Genomic DNA, 18,826 nt, shown 5'->3' on the forward strand with positions numbered 1-18,826 from the left:
CAATATAGTACAAAACCAAACGAGTTAAATTTCATCTTCTTCTTAAGATTAATATCGTTTTTAAAATTGTATTGATGGCATAGATTCTATTGATATTGATTGCAATCAAAACTAATTCATGTAAACACTAAATGCAAAACCTATGAATAAAGCCCTATTTCTTATTTTCCTCTTTATCATTACAAGTGTAAAAAGCTATGCTCAACATAATTATGTATTAAAAGATACAAGTTTTAAACATTATATAGATGAATTTAATCGAAATGATAATGAGCTATATAAACAATTAATTCCCAATGATTCAGCTTGGTCATTCTTAAAATCAAATATTCCATTTTTCGAGTGCCCAGATAAAAATATTGAATTAACCTACTATTTTAGATGGTGGACCTACCGAAAGCATATTCAAAAATCGCCAAATGGTTATGTGATTACCGAATTTTTACCTAAAGTCTACTGGGCTGGAAAATATAATACCATTGCTTGTGCAGCTTCACTTCATTTTTATGAAGGACGTTGGTTAAAATCCAACAAATACTTGAATAGTTACGCCAATTTTTGGTTTACAGAAGGAGATCCTCGAATGTATAGTTTCTGGGCAGCCAACGCATTTATGGAATATTTTAAAGTGACTAATGATTCAACAGTGTTAAACCTACTACCTAATTTGGTTAAAAATTATCAGGTATGGGAAACAGGTTGGATTAAAAATGGTCATTTTATTGGAAAAAATCCTGATGGTCTATTTAGTACATACGATGACCGAGATGGTATGGAAATGCAAATAAGTGGAAGTGGTAAAAGACCAACTATAAATTCTTACATGTATGCTGAGGCTATTGCAATAGCTGAATTTGCCAAAATCAATGGAAATATAAAATTATCAAAAGAGTTTTTGATTAAAGCTGATAGCTTGCAAACACTAGTTAATAATGGTCTTTGGGATAAGAAAGTAAAATTTTATAAAACTCGTTCAGAAAAAGATGGTGAGTTTGTAACTGTTCGTGAATTACAGGGCTATACTCCTTGGTATGTAAATCTTCCTCCTAAAAATAAAGGATTTGAAATAGCTTGGGAATTGATTAAGGCTAATAATGGATTTAATAGTCCTTATGGATTAACCTCAGCAGAACAAAATCATTCAAAATTTGCTATTTCTTATTTAGGTCACGAATGTCAGTGGAACGGACCAGTGTGGCCTTTCGCTACATCAATTACTCTTAAAGCACTAGCCAATGTGATAAATAATTATCCTCAAAAAATTGTTAGTAAAGATGATTTCTTTAACCAATTCGTAAAATACAGCTATTCGCAAAGACTAGTTCTAAAAAATGGTAAAATTGTACCTTGGATTGATGAAAACATAAATCCATATACAGGAGATTGGATTTCTCGTACAAAACTTGAAAAATGGGAGAATGGAACTTGGTCAGCTAACAAAGGAGGCATAGAAAGAGGTAAGGACTATAATCATTCTTCTTATTGTGACATCCTTATCTCTGATTTAATCGGATTAAAGCCTCAGCTGGATAATACTGTAGAAATAAGCCCTTTATTACCCGATAAAACGTGGGATTGGTTCTGCTTGGATGGAATACAATATAAGGGAAAAACGTTAACCATACTTTACGATAAATTTGGTACAAAATACGGTAGAGGAAAAGGTTTGTTAGTTTTTGTAAATGGAGAATTAAAAGTAAATAAAGATAAAATTGATAAGATAAATTTTAGCCTTCAATAGTGTAAATAATGGTGTTACTCTCGCTTTTGTATTTGTACTTTAGTGCTACTATCAATTCATTTTCTTACTAGTTCAAGATTTAGTCTTGGACTTATTTTTACTACAGTTTTGAAACTGTAGTAAAAATAAAAAATTAATGCCTTAGAAAAATAGAATCAAACTTCTGTTTCTCTAAGGCATTAAGTTTTATCAACAACAAGATTGCCTCTTACAAATCAGAAGCCCGATAAGCCTCAATCAATTTGATTTCACCTTCTTTGCCTTTTACTGAATTGCCGTGTTCCATGCCAAAAACAAAGTCTCGTCCTGAAGCTTGTGACTTTGCATTAATATGTTTGAAGATATTCTTGTAATTCATCTCACCTGTGGTTGGTTCCTTACGCCCAGGCTCGTCGCCAATTTGGAAATAACCGATTTCATCCCACGTTTGGTCAATGTTATAAATGATATGTCCTTCGTTACGTTGCATGTGCCACATATCAAACAAAAACTTACACGATGGGCTATTGACAGCCTTACAAATCATATAAGTTTGGTCCGAATTTCTTAAAAACAAATCTGGGGTATCGCTCAATGCCTCCAACACCATCACCAAGCCATGCGGTTCGAATATGGCGCTTGCCATACGCAATGACTCAATTACATGTCCAGTCTGGATTCCGATGGGAATACTACGGTCGTAATTCCCTGGCACCACGGTCATCCATTTGGCATTTACACGTTTGGCAACTTCTACAGCTTCTTTACATCTTTGCAAAAACTTATCACGCCATTCTTTTTTACCCGAAGCCAAAGAGGTTTGTAGAGGCCAGTTATCAAAGTTTACCACAAAAACTCCCATGGTCATTCCTAGCTTTGCCATGGTATCTCCCACTTTTGTTTGTACTTCTACAGGTCTGTCCATCATACCATTATCCTCAAGCGCACGAAAACCCATTTCATGCATAAATTTAAGTTGATCGATAGGATCCTTGCCTGCGGAATTTTCGAACATTCCAAAATGAGGTGCATATTTGAGTTTGAAAGCAGGTTGAGCCGAAGTATTTTTTGCTTCTAAAACACCGCTCGAAAGCGTACTTACGGCAGAAGCTGCTAATAGATTTTTGGTAAAATCACGTCTTTGCATGGTAAAAGGGCGTTAAATAGTTGAGGGTTCTAATATACAGAAAAACTTATTGTATTCTGACGGGGCTTTGGGGGGATTCTTACAATTTGAAGATTTGATAATTTGAAAATGTAAGTGTGATGATTATAATCACAGAACACTACTTATTCATAAATTTTCCTTCTATTCTTTTTGGATATTCAAAACAATATTTAGATATTTATCTAAATATTTAAACAAGTAAATTCTATGCAAAAATCTCACTTATTTGAGGGATTATTAGTTGGAATACACCTCATTCCGTTCGGCATTGATTATGACTCTTCTCTCATAAAAACCTATGATTGGTATCTGTACATTCCTTTTGTTATAGGTGGAATTCTGAATTACACCCTTAATTTTCGAAAATATTCTATTGAAGAAGTCCCAGAAAGAAACTTCCAAATCATTCGATTTATTCGAAGCATCAATTTTTTGATAGTCATGTCAGCATGGATTTATATGTTAAAAAAAGATATTGACCAACTTCAAATTGTGGGATTAATAGCCTGTACAAATTTGATTTTATATGGCAACTTCAAATCTCTATACCATTTCGATGCTAATAGTTTTGACTTTTGGATGCAACCTTATGGGGAAGAGAAACTCCAAAAGTCTCACCGTTTAGAAGGTAAAATGCGAGTAGGCTTAGGTTTCTGGGGACTCATTCTGTTTATTTTTTTAACGCCTCTTCCAGCGTTGATTATCTTCGGTATAACGTATTATATCTCTGCGTTTGTCTTACTTTATGCCTTTACTCAGTTGATGGATGAGTAGCCGTAGTAGAAAATCAATAAGCTACTTGTTCAATAAAATAGAGCTCCTTTAATAAATCATTCACTATCAGCATACATTTTACTAAAGATGAAATACTTTACGATTTCCGAAAAATTACTTCTTGTTGCAAACTTAATTCTATCTAGTTATTTGTATTGGTATTTGTTAGAAAAAATTCCTGATAATTCTTCTCATATACTTGGGTATTCTTTAGGAACAATACTCGGAATTATATTTTCTATGGCATCTATATTTTCGAATGAACCGAATGAAATAGAAGTAAAAATTCATAAAGTTATCTTTATTTCTTCCTGTATAGTTCACCTTCTTTCTCTATCAGGAATGCTTTGGTTCATAGACCAACCCTCAAGTCTTCAAACCTTATCAATAATTCCGATTGGGATTCACCTCCTCATATACGGCAATCAAATCAACCGACTCCCTTGGGATAGTGCCTTTGCCTTCCGAGGTATAAGTGTATACGCAGATGATGAATATGTTGGCAAAAAAACCTTGCGATTTCTGGCTCGCTTAAGTATTGTGACAGGATTAACTTTGATTGTTTTTAGTTTTGTACCTTTAAAAGGGTTTCTTTTCGTCTTTATTTTTTCGATGATTAATTTTTCGAAAATGATTATTAGTTTTTGGTATGCAAAAATCGTTTTTCGAAAAAAATATGGCGCTGATTGATAAAATAAGCAAGCATCTGATTACTGGACAAATTTGAAGTTACTAGTTCAAGACTTGGTCTTGGACTCATTTTTTTAACAGTTTAAAACTGTTTTTTTAAAAAATCTGTGAAAAAGTCGATACACCTGAATCAGACTTTCTCGTTTTGTCCAGTAATCAGAGCAAGCATATCAAACAAACAACAAACAATTTAAAATCAAACACTTACATACAAATCAACAAGCCTCAATTCAGTATTCATAGCTTAACAATAAGGCTGTAAGCTAAAACCCGAATGCTCAAGCTTTTTCCTATCATGACAAAAAAACTTATCTATCTATGGCTGACGGTTGCATTTACACAGTTCAACCTTTTTGCTCAAAATAAAGAACAAATCGTGGTTTTATCTCAAACCAAAGGTAATCTTGAAGGTACTTTGTTGATTCCTCAAGCCACCAAACCTATGCCAGTCGTATTAATTATTGCAGGTTCTGGCCCCACAGACCGTGACGGCAATAATCCTTTGGGCGTAAAGGCTCAATCTTATAAATTATTGGCAGAAGGCTTGGCAAAAAATCAAATAGCAAGCTTAAGATATGACAAGCGAGGGATTGGACAAAGTAGTAATACGGCCGTCAAAGAAATAGATATGCGTTTTGAAACAGGTGCCGACGATGCAGCTCAATTTTTGGATACACTTCGCAAAGATCCTCGATTTAGTAAAGTGCTTGTTCTTGGACATTCGGAAGGTTCACTATTAGGAATGCTTTTAGCACAAAAAAGAAAAGTGGATGGCTATATTTCGGTATCTGGTATTGCCCAAGGCATAGATGAGGTAATCAACGAGCAACTTCGTCCACAAGCCATTCCTGATTCGGTGAAAGATACTGTCAAAAATTATTTAGCAACACTCAAACAAGGCAAAACAATTCCTAAACTCATGCAAAACATGGTGATTTTTAGCTTGTTTCGCACAAGTATCCAGCCGTATATGATTTCGTGGCTGCGATATAATCCTAGTCAGGAAATTACTAAAATCACAACGCCTATTTTGATTGTTCAAGGCAGTGCCGATATTCAAGTTGGCGAAAAAGAAGGACAAGCTTTGCATCAAGCTGCTCCAAAGTCTACTTATTTGATGATTCCACAAATGAACCATGTACTAAAACTAGGTACGCTAGACCCTCAGGAATCACAACGAAATTATCAAAATCCAGATTTACCTTTAGCACCTCAATTGGTCGAGGGTATAGTAGAGTGGATTAAAAAACGTCGTTAATTATCCTTTTTATGAATACATTATTCAAAGCTCTTAACGACCCCACACGTCGCGAAATTTTGGAGCTCCTCAAAGACAAAGACCTCAATGCTGGTGAAATCGCCGAGCAATTCAATATGTCGAAACCCAGTATTTCGCATCATCTCGACCTGCTCAAACAGGCCGAATTGGTCGTTGCTATCAAAAAAGGGCAATTTATCGAATACTCTCTCAATATGACCGTGATGGACGAAGTGCTCGCATGGATATTACAGTTTAAGCCAGAGGTACAGATTTCGAAGGTTGAAATTTCTCCTAACAAATTGTGAATGAGTGTTAAGTGGGTTGTGGTTGAGTGATTTTCTTCTCAATTAATGTCTTATTTATAATGGTATATTAGTTTTTTTCAAAAATCACTAAATCACAACTCGCTAAATCACTCAATAACAACTATCTTAGAATTGCACTTCTAACAACATTTTATGAAACAACGATTACTTTCGCTCGATACCTTTCGAGGGCTCACGGTAGCCATGATGATTTTGGTCAATAACCCAGGCGATTGGGGACATATCTATTGGCCTCTCGAACACGCCTCTTGGGATGGCTGTACTCCTACCGATTTGGTATTTCCTTTCTTCCTTTTTATCGTGGGGGTTTCTATTTCTTATGCATTTAAGGATAAACAACCCGATTCGAAGACCCTTCTGAAGATATTGGAGCGTAGTTTAAAGCTCTTTGGTTTAGGACTTTTTCTATCTCTTTTTCCCAAATTTGATATATCAGTAGTGCGAATCATGGGCGTTTTGCAACGCATAAGTCTTGTGTTTTTCTTTTGCTCTATCCTCTTTCTTTATACCAAGCCTCGTACTCAAATAGGAGTATTGGCTGGTATTTTGATTTTGTATTATATCCTTATGACAATGGTACCTGTGCCAGGCATTGGCGCTGCCAATTTGTATGCTGAAACTAACCTTGGAGCTTACTTTGACCGCATGATATTGGGTATTCCACATCTTTATAAAGCAGCAAAAGTTTGGGACCCAGAAGGACTTTTGAGTAGTTTACCAGCCGTTGGCAATGGTATTTCAGGTATGTTGGCAGGGTATTATATGCAAAACAGAGATCAAGAAGTTAGTAAAAAACTTCTCAATCTCTGTCTAATAGGATGCATGGGCATGCTAGTCGGATGGGCTTGGGATAGTGCGGGATTTCCCATCAATAAGTCCTTGTGGACAAGCTCATACGTGTGTTGGACTGCTGGTATGGCAACTTGCTTTTGGGTGGGATTGTACTGGCTTATTGATGTCAAAGGCTACCAACGATGGACCAAGCCATTCGTGGTATACGGTGTCAACGCTATCACAGTATTCTTCTTATCGGGTCTGATTCCGCGTATTTTACGAATGATAAAACTACAGAATGCCGAAGGCGAAGAAGTCAATCTTCAAGTCTGGTTATACAAATCATGGATTACTCCATGGTTTGATAGCCCCTATAATGCTTCCCTTGCAGGAGCAATTATCCTCGTAAGCTTATGGTGTGGCATACTTTGGATCATGCACAATAAAAAAATCTTTGTCAAAGTATAGTAAATAGGTCAACACAGTTTGACTGCAAACTACTTTACTTACTATGTATATTCCTGTAAACAACTCGAGCAGTAAGAGACGCCTTCTTACTGCTCGAATAATTACAATACTACTACCGAATTCTCGTCAGAAGTGATACCGTTTGGAACAAACTTATCAGCTTCTGTTTCGTTTGCCCAAATAGCGCTATCAAATAAATAACGGAATTGAAATTCTTTTCCAGCTTCTAATTCAAGCGTACCTTTAAAAGTACCATCTTTTTGTTTTTTCAAGGCTGTAGCCGAGGCATCCCAATTATTGAACTCTCCTACCACGTTCACTGCTTTTGCACCGTTTACTGCGTCGGCAGGAACTGCAAATGTTACTTTACATACTGGTTTTGATTTCAAATACTGTTTTGTAATTGCCATAATGATAATAAGTTTTTAGGAGTTATTGCTAGATTTCTTTTTTCTATTGCGAATGAGTGAAATAGTCTTTACCAAACACTCAAATTGTACTTTATCTATTTAACTAAGATAAAAATTTATCGCAAATATTCAAAAAATATTTTCATAAAAACCTAACAACCAGATAATTAATTAATAATTATATTAAAATAATCATAATTTAACTAATCTATCTACTAAAAACAGTATAGAACTGACATTTTATAGGTGTAAAACTCATACATTTTCAAATTAGAACTATTCCTCCATAATCTGAAAAGTAATCGGTAAAGTAAACCGAACCGAGACAGGTCTTCCCGACTGTTTTCCTGGAATCCAGTTAGGCATTTTCGACACCACTCTTAGTGCTTCTTCGTCGCATCCAAACCCAATTCCTTTAGCTACAGATAGTTGAGAGATGCTTCCGTCGCCTGAAATTATAAAGGAAACATATACTTTTCCACTAATACCCGCACGCTGGGCTTGAAAAGGGAATTTCAGATTTTTGCTCAAAAAATCACTTAAAGCTCTCATTCCACCTTTGTACGCAGGCATTTGTTCAACGACTATAAACTCTTTCTCCTCAGTTTTTTCGACGTGTACTGGCGCTTCTATGGCAGGCTTAGTATTGACAAGGTCAGGGTCGACTGGAGGCATTTCGATTTCGGCTCCGTCCACATTTTCAGTACCAATCGTAGCCTTACTTTCGGCTAGCTCCTCTTGTGTTGGAGGCAATTCGATTTCTCTCTCATCGGTGACAATTTCAGGTGCCAGATACTTAATTTGTTTGACAGGTTCAACAGGTGTTTCAGGTTTGGGGGGCTCTGGTAACTCTATTTTCTTTTCCTCCGCAGGTGGTAGTTTTACATCCTGTAAGGTGATTTCTACCTCACGTTTATCCCGTGAGTTCTGTGATGCCCAAATAAAAGGAGTCGATAATGCCAGCCCAAATGCCCCTACTCCAATCAAAGTAGCCCTTTTGATAATCTGTTTGTACTCTTGTCTTAGAAAATAAGCGCCATAGAGCTTATTACGACCTTCGAAGATAATATCATCTAAGGTCTCGTGTTGTTGATTTGATGAGTTACTGTTCATGATATTGAGAAGTTTAAAAGAATTTAAAACTAAATTTTTAGTTATTATATTGAAAAAAATCACCTCATGAGAGGTTGGGGTAATGGCGAATTATGAATGATTGAATTGTGAATGTAGAATTAGGGTTGTATGAAGGATTTTCTTTTGTTCAAAAGAATGCTTATCATTAGCATTTTTTGATGTAGTGGCAACTCTTGCAGTTGCCACTACATCAATTTTATCTTAAAGACAATATGTAGAATTAGTACTTTCCCAACTATTACAGATTTCTGATTTTATGAATATGAAAATTCCTTTATTCGAAATGCCTAGTTCAAGACTTTGTACTGGACTCATTTTCTTAACAGTTTGAAAACTGAAGCAATAGCTAGTCCGAGATAAAGTCTCGAACTAGTTATTGACAGCTTATACACTTTCACAACAGTAGAACTAATTATTTAGTTATAATTTAGTAAAAAAATACCTCAAAAGAGGTAAAGTTGTACTCAGGTTGCATTAGGCAATAAGCTGTAAGTTAAGTTTATCGTATAATTGATTGCTTAATGCATACAGCCTATGACCTAAAGCTTATATTGGTGTAAAACAACTTACTATGTTTATGCTTTTTTGAATGAAATAGGTACGATAAAAGTACATCTTACTAATTTGCCCTGATGCGTACCTGGAATCCATTTTGGCGCAGACTTCAATACCCTTATAGCTTCATTATCAAGGGATTCTCCAGCAGATTTCACTACTTTAAAACCTTCAGTTGAGCCGTCTTTATTTACCACAAATTGGATATATGTTTTTCCCTCCATATTTGCTTTTTGGGCTTCTTCTGGATATTTCAAATTGGCACGCAAGTAGTCCACAAAAGCAGGCATTCCGCCATTAAACTCTGGCTGATGGTCAACGCCATTCATAATAGAATCGGCTTCCATTTGTAGTTCTTCAGCCAAAGCTGGACTGATAATCGTCGCACTTGAAATACTGATTCCTGACTCGGCCAATACTTGTCTACCAGATTTACTTGGTACAACAGCCTGCCCTCCTTTTTCTACAATAGCTCTCCATTTTACATTGAGACGTTGTTCCATTTCTGAACCTCTCAAATTAGATGATGCCAAAATCAGCATAGCTCCCAACAAAGGTAATACCAACAGATATTTCCACTGAACATCATTTTCAGAACGATCTTTCATCAACATTTGGATACGTTGCTTGAGCATAGAATCATTAAAAAAGTTGTTGGTTAAAGGGACAGTCTGTACGCCAAATTGCTCGTGAAATAACAACATCGCATATTCCTCCTTAGATTCCTCCCATTGACTTGTGATTTCATCAGCAATAAACTCGTGGATATAGCGAACTGCTTTTTTGTATAAATAAATAACGGGGTTGAACCAATTAAATATCGCTAACAGCTCAAACAACATAATATCTGCCGAATGCAATTGACGAATATGAACCTGCTCGTGTCGCATAATCACATCTCGCATGGGCATATCCTTGCTTACAAATAAGAAGTTGAAAAAGGAAAATGCACTTTTATTAACGTTCTTCTTTTGAGATTTTCCACGAAGTAAATTTCCCAAATAAGCCATTTGAAGTCCCATTCGACCAATACCAATAAGAACGCCTGTTATATATACGACGGCAATCATATCTCCCCAAGCCCAGCCTTGTTGCACAAAAGTCTCAGTTGGAGTATAATACATTTGTGGATCGTAGATATACTTCATGGTATGATATACACTATCACTCACCAATTGCTCACGTACCCAAGTAAACTGTAACATCGGGATAAAAAACGCCAAAGCAGAGGTTGCCAACAAATACGCTCTGTTGAGATCAAAGAAAGTCTCTTTACGCAAGACAATATGATAAAATCCATAAAATAGAATCAGATACAGATTCACTTGGAGTAAATAGTGCAGCCAGTTCATACGCAGTTAATGTTAAATTGATGGTCGAGATTGAAGCGATAATAAATTCTGTTCGTTGGTTGTCAATGTATTAACGATGGCATACTGTTTATTATTGGTAATAGCCAGTTCGTCTAACAAATCTACCATGTTTCGGTAATGAGCTTGGTCGGTTGCCTTAATCACCACCGTGAAGTTTCTTCCAATTTTAGTTTTGTAATTAAATAATACTTGACGGATTCCTTTGTACGAAAAATCAGTTGATTTAAGCGCAATGTTGGGGTCAGTCGGGATACCCTGATAATAATACACCTTATTTTCTTTGTCCAAAATCACGGTTAACGTTTCGCTTTCCCGAATATCAGAAGCATTATCTGTGGTTTTATCAGGCATACTCAACTGCATTGTAACGGGTTTTAATAAGGTAGTAGTCAACATAAAAAACGTAATCAACAAAAAACCTAGGTCAACCATCGGTGTCATATCGACACGGGTAGATTGTCGGGAGCGACGCGAGCCCCCTTTGTCGGATGTAGAAATTTCGGCCATAGCTAGTGTTTGGTTATCAGGTTTCGACTATTATGCTTGTGGCCTAAGTGTCGAAACCTTAGTGTTGTGATAATCTCAACTTCTATTTTTTCATGCTATTGATCAAATTCAAAATCTCGTCGGCTTCTTTTACGTCTATTTTTCCTTTTTTAGAGAAGAAAGAAAATAAACTTGAAAAGGAGTTTTCGAAATAGCCTTCAACCAATTTTTCGGTTGCAAAAGTGCTATATTGCTCTTTGCTCACGACAGGAAAATACTCATGTGATTTGCCATAGGCCTTATGGCTCACAAAGCCTTTTTCCTGAAGAATTCTAACAATCGTTGAAACGGTGTTGTAAGCAGGCTTAGGCTCTGGCAGATAGTCTAGAATATCTTTCACAAAGCCTTTTTCGATTTGCCAAAGCACCTGCATAATCTGCTCTTCGGCTCGAGTTAACTCTTTGTCTATTTCTTGCATAATTGTAGTGTATAAGTTGGCATGCAAAATTCAAAATAACATTTTGGAATTAAGGAAATCGAAACTAATCAATTTATCCTTAGCTAAAACCACCAAAGGCTCATCGCTAATACCCGACAGCCAAAAGATATTTTCTTTTGCTTTATTACTTATATTAGATACCTGTTGTTTGAGTACTCTTGATTTAATGATTTGAAGTTAAAACTAAAATTTTAGTTAAACAACTATTTGATTAGTTTTTTTTTCAAAAAAAAGAAAAAATAGGAAATTAGTGATGTGATGGTTGTTGTTTGCAGGTAATTCTTAGAACGACTCAGATAGAAATAAAAGGAAGTTATTAGTTAACAGTATATCAGTTATTAGAATAGACTTATCATCAGAAGAGTGTAATCAATTTGTACTGTAGCGCTATTCTGTTTCTTATCCTTTAAAAAATTGTATAGTCCGATACTTAGTATCGGACTATCGTTTGTTCCAGTTTCTAAACTGTTTAAAAAAATTAGTCCAAGACTAAGTCTTGAACTAGTAATTTATTGTATTAATCCTTAATAATCATAATCCAAACCTAAGGCATTTCGCAAATCGTTGAGGGCTGGGTTTTTATTAGCTAGAAACTTAAACTTCTCGGCTTGAGTATAAATCATAGGTTTCTCTTCTTCTTTCAAAATCGAAACCTCAATGTGAATCGTACTATTTTGCATAGCTTTACGCAAATGGGTAAGTACTTCTGTACGTAATGCTGTGGTCAATAGTTCTACCTGAATTTCATTATCAACAGCCAAATGAATCGTAGTTCCTTCTAGCGTAAAATCACGATTGAGGATTACAAACTCACTAAAACGCTCACGAGATTCGAGCCATTTCACAAACGAATCCCATTGTACTTTAAGTTGTTCTTTGGTAAAAGCCTTATTTTGGACTACTTGTGTCTCTTCCAATACTGGCATTGGCGCTGAAGGTGCCTTGGCTGTTGATACAGCCGATTTTCCCAGATTAGCTGTACTTTTCAGTCCTCCAAGATTGACTTTAGGAATACTTCCTACAGGTAGAGTGTTGGTTGGATCAGGTTCTGCTGGAGTACCACTCGATTGAGCAGGAACAGCGTTTGTAACCTGAGACGTAGATACAGGCGAACTGATAGGCTGCTGCGCTACAGCAGGACTATCGGTACTAGGCTTTCCCGCAGCCCCACCCTCCACAGCAGGGAGTGCACTCAAATTGAGCACATGCGGAATATGCGCCAATTTAAGTAAAGTGATTTCTACGTGTAATTTTTGATTTTTGGCTGATTTATAATTCAAATCACATTGAGAACCAATACTCAATCCTGATGCCAAAAACGAAAAATTAGCTTTAGCCGACTGCTCTAAATATTTTTGTTGAACACTCTCTGACACCTGTAATAATTTTACTGTTACGGGGTCTTTACAAACTAAGAGATTTCGGAAATGTTCTAATAGTCCTACGACAAACTGATGCCCATCGAATCCTTTCTTTAAGATTTCGTCAAAAAGTAGATACGCCTCAGCTACCTTCGACTCCATGAGAGCGTCAGTCATTTTGAAATAATAGTCATAATCCAAAATGTGTAAGTTTTCTAGTACTTCGGCATAATGTAAAGTATTGTCTTTAGAAAACGTCACATTGAGGTCAAACATCGAAAGAGCATCACGCAAACCACCATCGGCTTTTTGCGAAATCAATTCGAGTGCGCTCCACTCAGCAATGATTCCTTCTTTAGCAGCAATATTGGCCAAATGTTGCGTCATATCTCCGATTTGAATACGATTGAAGTCAAAAATTTGACATCTCGACAAAATCGTAGGGAGAATTTTATGCTTTTCGGTAGTTGCTAATATAAAAATGGCATACGCAGGAGGCTCTTCCAGCGTCTTCAAAAAGGCATTAAAAGCACTTGTTGAGAGCATGTGAACCTCATCGATAATATAAATTTTATATCGTCCAGACTGAGGTGGATAGCGCACTTGGTCGATTAGATTACGAATATCGTCGACGGAGTTATTTGAAGCCGCATCTAGCTCGTGAATATTGAAAGATGCGTTATTTTGAAAGCTTTTACACGATTCACACTCGCCACAAGCCTCCGCATCATGCGTAAGGTTTTGACAGTTAATGGTTTTTGCAAGAATCCTCGCACAGGTAGTTTTACCAACACCACGAGGGCCACAAAACAAAAAAGCCTGAGCCAAGTGATTGGTTCGGATAGCATTTTTGAGAGTAGTTGTAATATGAGATTGACCCACTACGGAATCAAACAAAGCAGGGCGATATTTCCGAGCCGAGACTACGAAGTTTTCCATAGATGCAAGTTAGGAATTGTAAGACGATTTGACAAACGAGGGAATCAAAAAGGGATACACATCTTTTGGAAGAAGTATCGTAAAGTTGAGGGTTATATCTATGCAAAAGGACTACTTAGCCAGTCTTATTTATTACTAGTAATACCGCATTTAAGGCACTATAAAATCCCCATAAGCATATTTAGTCTATAGTATTTAATTTTATAATTACTTGTATATTTGCATTTTATGTTTCTTGTAAAAACAAATAATTAAATCAAACCCTTATCTACAATTCACAATTCTATTATGAAAATCAACTTTATTAAATTCATTTTTTATCTAAAAAATATAGATGTTATTTATCGCGGAATTGGAGCTACAGTGTCATTAGGAGTTCTTTCTCTTTTTATCATTCCTGATATTATCTTCAATTTATCAAATGATAGTAGCGAATCCGTTAAAATGACGATTCCTCAACTTCTCAAAACACCTAAAGAATCGCTTCCTCGTTATATTAAAATAACAGATGCCATAACACCTTCTAATTCGGTAGTCGAGGTCCAAAAAAAAAATAGTTCTTTAGAAATCTTCTATCCAGTTTACCCATCAAAAGATATTAGTGTTTCAGAAGAAGATATAGAAGAATCCATTGCAGAAGGTGATACTGTTCAAAATAGTTTTCTTGTAGATTCTACAGGAAACATTATCTCCACCAAGAAACGCGACAATTTAGTAGCAAAACTCGTGATTAACGATAAGAAGCCTAGTAATGACTATGAAAAAGAGCTTTCTTCAAGCAAATTTTCAATAGAAGGTAGATTCACCGATGCTTCTATTCCTGATGATGTACTGAATATCTTCAAACGAGAAAATATTAAAATATCATCTGATGTCATTGTTTTAGAAAGAGGAGAAAGTAGTATGAGTTTGTCGATGGCAATTAAGGAAGGTACATTTTGTTTGGTTATTGCTATTTTATCGATAATATCATTTTTCTCTCATAATACGATTCTGAAGTTTTTTGGTTTGCCTACGCAATCTCAATATGAAGAAAACACGAATAGTTCATCTCTCAATTACGGAAATACTGATTTATTTGGAACGTCATTTGTGGAAATTCCATACGCAAGTTTAAAAAAACGTGTGGGAGCATTTTTTATAGATTCAGCGCTTTTAACAATCATTCAGATTATTATTATTGAAAGCTTTTCTGGTAAAAATAGTATATTTTCATTAGTTGGACTTGCGGTTTCTCTTATTTTCTTTGTGCTCAACGACTTTATTTTTGATAAACGAGGTTTAGGGAAAAAACTCTTGAAATTAAAACTTGTCAATCAAGATGGAACAATGGTAGATAACAACAAGCAACTCATTATCAGGGGTCTAGTCAAAGGTGTTTGTTACATGATGCCATTAGTTTTTATTGTAGTATTTGTTAATAAGACAAGACAAGCTTTACATGATATGGCAGCTAAAACCTTTGTCGCTGAAGATAATCAAATAAGCTAATCAGCGGGCATACAAGAAACTTATGAAAATAAAAATACCTCCGAAAACAATACAGTATCTTATCGATTATATTATTTTCAAGGAGGTATTTTTACCAAAACTATATTCAAAATTAATCGATCTTCATAGTTACCATCTCACCTGACCATCCCCTTCTACAATCCATTTTTCGGTAACGAGTTTTTCGAGCGCAAATGGACCTCTGGCGTGAAGTTTCTGAGTCGAAATGCCTATTTCGGCACCTAGTCCAAACTGTCCTCCATCGGTAAAACGTGTAGAGGCGTTGGTATAGACTGCCGCCGCATCGACTTCTTGCACAAAACGCTGACAGAGTTCTGTATCTTGCGAAAGAATTGCTTCTGAGTGACGAGAAGAATGTTTGCTAATATGATTTAAAGCCTCTTCTAAGCCTGAAACGACTTTAATTGAACATTTATAATCTAAAAATTCACGACCAAAATCTGCCTCTGTTGCTTCTTGTAAAGATTTGAAACCAGCCTCAGCTAAGATTTTATAAGCTATGCTATCAGCAAAAACTTCTACATTCCATTTATTAAAACCTTCTATTAAGCTTGGCAAAAATGTTTCAGCAACCGCTTCATCGACTAAAACGGTATCTAAAGAGTTACATACCGAAGGACGAGATACTTTGGCATTAACCACAATTTCGGTTGCTTTAGCTAAATCAGCTGTTTTTTCCACATAAGTATGACATACCCCTGCACCTGTTTCGATAGTTGGTACCAAAGAATTTTGACGCACAAACTGAATCAACGATTCAGAGCCACGTGGAATGATTAAATCTACAAATCGAGTAGCTGTTAGCAATTCTTTGACAAATGCACGGTCGGTTGGCAATAGCGTAATCGCATCTGTGTTGACACCAAATTCACGTAAAACTTCATGAATAAGACTTATCAAATACGTATTGGTATCGAAAGCATCCGAACCACCACGCAACACTACGGCATTACCCGAGCGAATACAAAGTGCAGTTACATCAACGGTTACGTTCGGGCGAGATTCAAAAATTACCCCAACAACGCCCATTGGAACTGCTATTTTTTTAATTTTTAAGCCATTTTGTAATTCTTTAGACAAAAGTAATTCGCCTGTAGGGTCGTTTAGATTAGCGACATCCTTCATACTTTCGGCCAAATCAGCAATACGTTTTTCGGTAAGCATCAAACGATCGTACTTGGGGTCTGCGGGGTCCATGCGGAACAAATCTTTGGCATTTTCTGTAATAATTTGTTGAGTATTGGCAACCAATACCTCTGCCAAACGATAGAGAATATCCTTTTTTTGTTGATCGCTAAGTCTTCGAATTTCTGCCGAAGCCGCATGTGTCTTGGCCAAAATTGGCACAATAGACGTTAGTTCGATTGTTTCAAGTTGCATAAGTTGGTTAACATTAATTTTAAATCAAATTTCGGAAAGATTTTCTAAAACTCCTCTTAAAATCGAGAAATAAGAGCTCTTGGATTTGATTACTCACTTTAGATTAGCAAAAATTATTTACAGTGTCTTATCTGTTTTTGGTGATTATAATCTATTAAGGCACATTTTATTAAGTGGTATTACTAACAGTCCTAAAATCTTATATCTTTATAATTAGTTTTACAGTACATCGCACCTAGTATATACCATACTTTATTCTATTTAGATCCTAAAGTCAAAAGTAGTTACCTCAATCATATAATCTTCATGTTTTATGCTAACGAACCAGAAGATATTACATAAATCTGTCTTAGCTATCTCAAGTCTAACATTCATATTTATAGGACTTTACAAATTGCAATATTTCGGGTTAGAATACGATGAAACACTGTTTATAAATGGAGCTCTTGGAGATATTGATGGAGAAACATTTATAAGCTTTAAAATCAAGAACTTAGTTATTTTCTGTTATCCCTATATTGGTGCCATAAAGTCTTGGATTTATATGCCAATCTTTAAAGCTTTTGGTGTCAGTATTATAAGCGTTAGGCTTCCAATGCTTTTGTTAGGCTCTGTTAATTTATGGCTTAGCTATAGAGTTGCTGAAAAATATTTTAATAAAAAAATCGCCCTTGCTACTCTATTAATACTATCTGTAGATTTAACATTTCTTTCATTGCAAAGATTCGATAAAGGTCCCTCTTGTATCGAATTATTTTTCAAACTCTTAATTTTAACATGGGCCGTTAAACCCCAAAAGCATTGGTTGCGTCATGGTTTAACAATACTTATTTTGATGCTTTTAGGTACATATAATAAATTCAATTTTATTTGGTTTACTAATGCTATGTTTGGCGTGTATGCGTTACAACAACCTCCTAGAATAACTCCAATCCTATTAAAATTCGATTTCAAAAAACTTGTTCAAACAACCTTTTTCAGATACTGTTTAGGGTATTTATTATTTGCATTCCTTTTTTTATCTGTACTGAAAGGTCTTATTATTGATGGACAAGCAAGTACATTAACTCTTCCTTTCTTGGAAGAACGCTTTATTTTTTGCCTAAAAGAAACTAAATATTTACTTCTTCAAAACAGTATATTCAAGGTTTTTGGTTGGAGTATCGCAGGAGTTCCTTCCTCAACAATCATGAATATTGCTATTCTAGGCGTTATTATGATTAATTTTTACTTATATATTAAAGGATGTATTCGATTCAACTCTTCACATACAAAAGGGCTTTTGTTACTCTTACTAATTTTTATCCAATATGTTGTTACACCTGCAGCAACACATGTATGGCATAGCTTTATGATGTACCCAATGGTAATAATTATTATCATCAGTAGCTTCTATCAAATTGGCCAATATTTGGGTACTTATATTCCGTTAATTACGATTACAGCAATTATGTTAGGATGGAATATCTACACAACGATTCTTTTCAACAACAATATCAACAATAAAGAGTGTGTAAGCGAAATTTTTATTCCCGAAATAAATCAGGTATTTGATTATGTAGCGAAGGACAGTAATCGCTTAGTTATTTCAACAGATTGGGGTGCACATCCTCAGCTCCTAGTATTAGATAATAATCGAAATAAATTTTCTGAGCCTTACAGATTACTAATGTTCCCTACCGAGCTTGAAAAATGGTGGACAAAATATGAGCTATTTTTTTATACCAATAAACCAGTAGTTATTGTACAGCCCATATCAACAGATATTGCTAAAAGAACAAGGTTTGGATACAATTCAACTATGGAAGAGAAAAAAACAGAAGATTTTCTACATTACCTAGAGCAAAAGGGAGTCAAAGTATGGACTACAAAGCTTATCAAAAACTCATGTGGAGATAGATTATTTCAAATTTATGAAGCGAGAGTTCCTAAGGAACTTTGACACATAAAGAGCATAAAAAAGGGACTTCAATCAGCTTGAAGTCCCTTTTTTATG

The 18,826-nt window shown here is 35.5% G+C and carries 16 protein-coding genes; 8 read left to right on the top strand and 8 right to left on the bottom strand.

Translation table 11 applies throughout. The annotated features are described in order from the left end of the window. Positions 1–142: 142 nt before the first annotated feature. On the top strand, positions 143–1,741 hold the full coding sequence (locus GVN22_RS07325; RefSeq protein WP_166550386.1) for a glycosyl hydrolase family 65 protein: 1,599 nt from the start codon (positions 143–145) through the stop codon (positions 1,739–1,741). A 208-nt stretch (positions 1,742–1,949) separates the two neighbouring features. On the opposite strand, the gene GVN22_RS07330 is transcribed toward GVN22_RS07325, so the two are convergent. After that, positions 1,950–2,867: a hydroxypyruvate isomerase family protein gene (locus GVN22_RS07330; RefSeq protein WP_166550387.1), complete on the bottom strand. Its 918-nt coding sequence runs from the start codon at positions 2,865–2,867 to the stop codon at positions 1,950–1,952. A gap of 228 nt (positions 2,868–3,095) precedes the next feature. Between GVN22_RS07330 and GVN22_RS07335 the strand changes: the two genes are divergently transcribed. The 5 genes from GVN22_RS07335 to GVN22_RS07355 all read left to right on the top strand — a co-directional run bounded on the left by GVN22_RS07335 (position 3,096) and on the right by GVN22_RS07355 (position 7,181). Next, the gene (locus GVN22_RS07335; protein WP_166550388.1) at positions 3,096–3,662 is read left to right on the top strand and encodes a hypothetical protein; all 567 of its coding nucleotides are present in this window, start codon (positions 3,096–3,098) and stop codon (positions 3,660–3,662) included. Positions 3,663–3,749: 87 nt separating this feature from the next. Next, positions 3,750–4,352: a hypothetical protein gene (locus GVN22_RS07340; protein WP_166550389.1), complete on the top strand. Its 603-nt coding sequence runs from the start codon at positions 3,750–3,752 to the stop codon at positions 4,350–4,352. Positions 4,353–4,647: 295 nt separating this feature from the next. Then, on the top strand, positions 4,648–5,610 hold the full coding sequence (locus GVN22_RS07345; RefSeq protein WP_166550390.1) for an alpha/beta hydrolase: 963 nt from the start codon (positions 4,648–4,650) through the stop codon (positions 5,608–5,610). An 11-nt stretch (positions 5,611–5,621) separates the two neighbouring features. Continuing rightward, positions 5,622–5,918, top strand: a complete 297-nt coding sequence (locus tag GVN22_RS07350; RefSeq protein WP_166550391.1) for an autorepressor SdpR family transcription factor — start codon at positions 5,622–5,624, stop codon at positions 5,916–5,918. A gap of 153 nt (positions 5,919–6,071) precedes the next feature. After that, positions 6,072–7,181: an acyltransferase family protein gene (locus GVN22_RS07355; protein ID WP_166550392.1), complete on the top strand. Its 1,110-nt coding sequence runs from the start codon at positions 6,072–6,074 to the stop codon at positions 7,179–7,181. A gap of 101 nt (positions 7,182–7,282) precedes the next feature. Here the strand turns inward: GVN22_RS07355 and GVN22_RS07360 are convergent, their stop codons facing one another. From GVN22_RS07360 to GVN22_RS07385, 6 genes are all read right to left on the bottom strand, one after another. Further along, entirely contained in the window at positions 7,283–7,591 is a 309-nt protein-coding gene (locus GVN22_RS07360; RefSeq protein ID WP_166550393.1) for an isoamylase early set domain-containing protein, read from the bottom strand. A gap of 276 nt (positions 7,592–7,867) precedes the next feature. Next, a complete protein-coding gene (locus tag GVN22_RS07365) occupies positions 7,868–8,704 on the bottom strand; it encodes an energy transducer TonB (protein WP_166550394.1) in 837 nt (278 codons plus the stop codon). A gap of 596 nt (positions 8,705–9,300) precedes the next feature. Next, positions 9,301–10,632 (bottom strand): M56 family metallopeptidase, encoded by a 1,332-nt coding sequence (locus GVN22_RS07370; protein WP_166550395.1) that lies wholly within the window; start codon positions 10,630–10,632, stop codon positions 9,301–9,303. 12 nt (positions 10,633–10,644) lie between these two features. Continuing rightward, positions 10,645–11,160 (bottom strand): biopolymer transporter ExbD, encoded by a 516-nt coding sequence (locus GVN22_RS07375; protein ID WP_166550396.1) that lies wholly within the window; start codon positions 11,158–11,160, stop codon positions 10,645–10,647. Between the two features lie 82 nt (positions 11,161–11,242). Further along, positions 11,243–11,617, bottom strand: coding sequence for a BlaI/MecI/CopY family transcriptional regulator (locus GVN22_RS07380; RefSeq protein ID WP_095161546.1), 375 nt, complete (start codon positions 11,615–11,617; stop codon positions 11,243–11,245). Between the two features lie 545 nt (positions 11,618–12,162). Then, positions 12,163–13,938 (bottom strand): DNA polymerase III subunit gamma/tau, encoded by a 1,776-nt coding sequence (locus tag GVN22_RS07385; RefSeq protein ID WP_166550397.1) that lies wholly within the window; start codon positions 13,936–13,938, stop codon positions 12,163–12,165. A 288-nt stretch (positions 13,939–14,226) separates the two neighbouring features. On the opposite strand from GVN22_RS07385, the gene GVN22_RS07390 reads away from it, so the two are divergent. After that, positions 14,227–15,429, top strand: a complete 1,203-nt coding sequence (locus tag GVN22_RS07390) for an RDD family protein (RefSeq protein ID WP_166550398.1) — start codon at positions 14,227–14,229, stop codon at positions 15,427–15,429. Positions 15,430–15,558: 129 nt separating this feature from the next. On the opposite strand, the gene GVN22_RS07395 is transcribed toward GVN22_RS07390, so the two are convergent. Next, positions 15,559–16,830, bottom strand: coding sequence for a glutamate-5-semialdehyde dehydrogenase (locus GVN22_RS07395; protein WP_166550399.1), 1,272 nt, complete (start codon positions 16,828–16,830; stop codon positions 15,559–15,561). A gap of 313 nt (positions 16,831–17,143) precedes the next feature. On the opposite strand from GVN22_RS07395, the gene GVN22_RS07400 reads away from it, so the two are divergent. Further along, complete coding sequence (locus tag GVN22_RS07400) at positions 17,144–18,772, top strand: glycosyltransferase family 39 protein (protein ID WP_166550400.1); 1,629 nt, start codon at positions 17,144–17,146, stop codon at positions 18,770–18,772. The last annotated feature ends 54 nt before the right edge of the window (positions 18,773–18,826 follow it).

Origin of the sequence: Cellulophaga sp. BC115SP (genome assembly GCF_009905545.1) — a bacterium.
GTDB lineage: Bacteria > Bacteroidota > Bacteroidia > Cytophagales > Spirosomataceae > Flectobacillus > Flectobacillus rivi.

What these genes read in the sequence shown, in the direction of transcription:
- GVN22_RS07325 (WP_166550386.1), top strand. Translation starts at nt 143, where the DNA reads ATGAATAAAGCCCTATTTCTTATTTTCCTCTTTATCATTACAAGTGTA.
- GVN22_RS07330 (WP_166550387.1), bottom strand. Translation starts at nt 2,867, where the DNA reads ATGCAAAGACGTGATTTTACCAAAAATCTATTAGCAGCTTCTGCCGTA.
- GVN22_RS07335 (WP_166550388.1), top strand. Translation starts at nt 3,096, where the DNA reads ATGCAAAAATCTCACTTATTTGAGGGATTATTAGTTGGAATACACCTC.
- GVN22_RS07340 (WP_166550389.1), top strand. Translation starts at nt 3,750, where the DNA reads ATGAAATACTTTACGATTTCCGAAAAATTACTTCTTGTTGCAAACTTA.
- GVN22_RS07345 (WP_166550390.1), top strand. Translation starts at nt 4,648, where the DNA reads ATGACAAAAAAACTTATCTATCTATGGCTGACGGTTGCATTTACACAG.
- GVN22_RS07350 (WP_166550391.1), top strand. Translation starts at nt 5,622, where the DNA reads ATGAATACATTATTCAAAGCTCTTAACGACCCCACACGTCGCGAAATT.
- GVN22_RS07355 (WP_166550392.1), top strand. Translation starts at nt 6,072, where the DNA reads ATGAAACAACGATTACTTTCGCTCGATACCTTTCGAGGGCTCACGGTA.
- GVN22_RS07360 (WP_166550393.1), bottom strand. Translation starts at nt 7,591, where the DNA reads ATGGCAATTACAAAACAGTATTTGAAATCAAAACCAGTATGTAAAGTA.
- GVN22_RS07365 (WP_166550394.1), bottom strand. Translation starts at nt 8,704, where the DNA reads ATGAACAGTAACTCATCAAATCAACAACACGAGACCTTAGATGATATT.
- GVN22_RS07370 (WP_166550395.1), bottom strand. Translation starts at nt 10,632, where the DNA reads ATGAACTGGCTGCACTATTTACTCCAAGTGAATCTGTATCTGATTCTA.
- GVN22_RS07375 (WP_166550396.1), bottom strand. Translation starts at nt 11,160, where the DNA reads ATGGCCGAAATTTCTACATCCGACAAAGGGGGCTCGCGTCGCTCCCGA.
- GVN22_RS07380 (WP_095161546.1), bottom strand. Translation starts at nt 11,617, where the DNA reads ATGCAAGAAATAGACAAAGAGTTAACTCGAGCCGAAGAGCAGATTATG.
- GVN22_RS07385 (WP_166550397.1), bottom strand. Translation starts at nt 13,938, where the DNA reads ATGGAAAACTTCGTAGTCTCGGCTCGGAAATATCGCCCTGCTTTGTTT.
- GVN22_RS07390 (WP_166550398.1), top strand. Translation starts at nt 14,227, where the DNA reads ATGAAAATCAACTTTATTAAATTCATTTTTTATCTAAAAAATATAGAT.
- GVN22_RS07395 (WP_166550399.1), bottom strand. Translation starts at nt 16,830, where the DNA reads ATGCAACTTGAAACAATCGAACTAACGTCTATTGTGCCAATTTTGGCC.
- GVN22_RS07400 (WP_166550400.1), top strand. Translation starts at nt 17,144, where the DNA reads ATGCTAACGAACCAGAAGATATTACATAAATCTGTCTTAGCTATCTCA.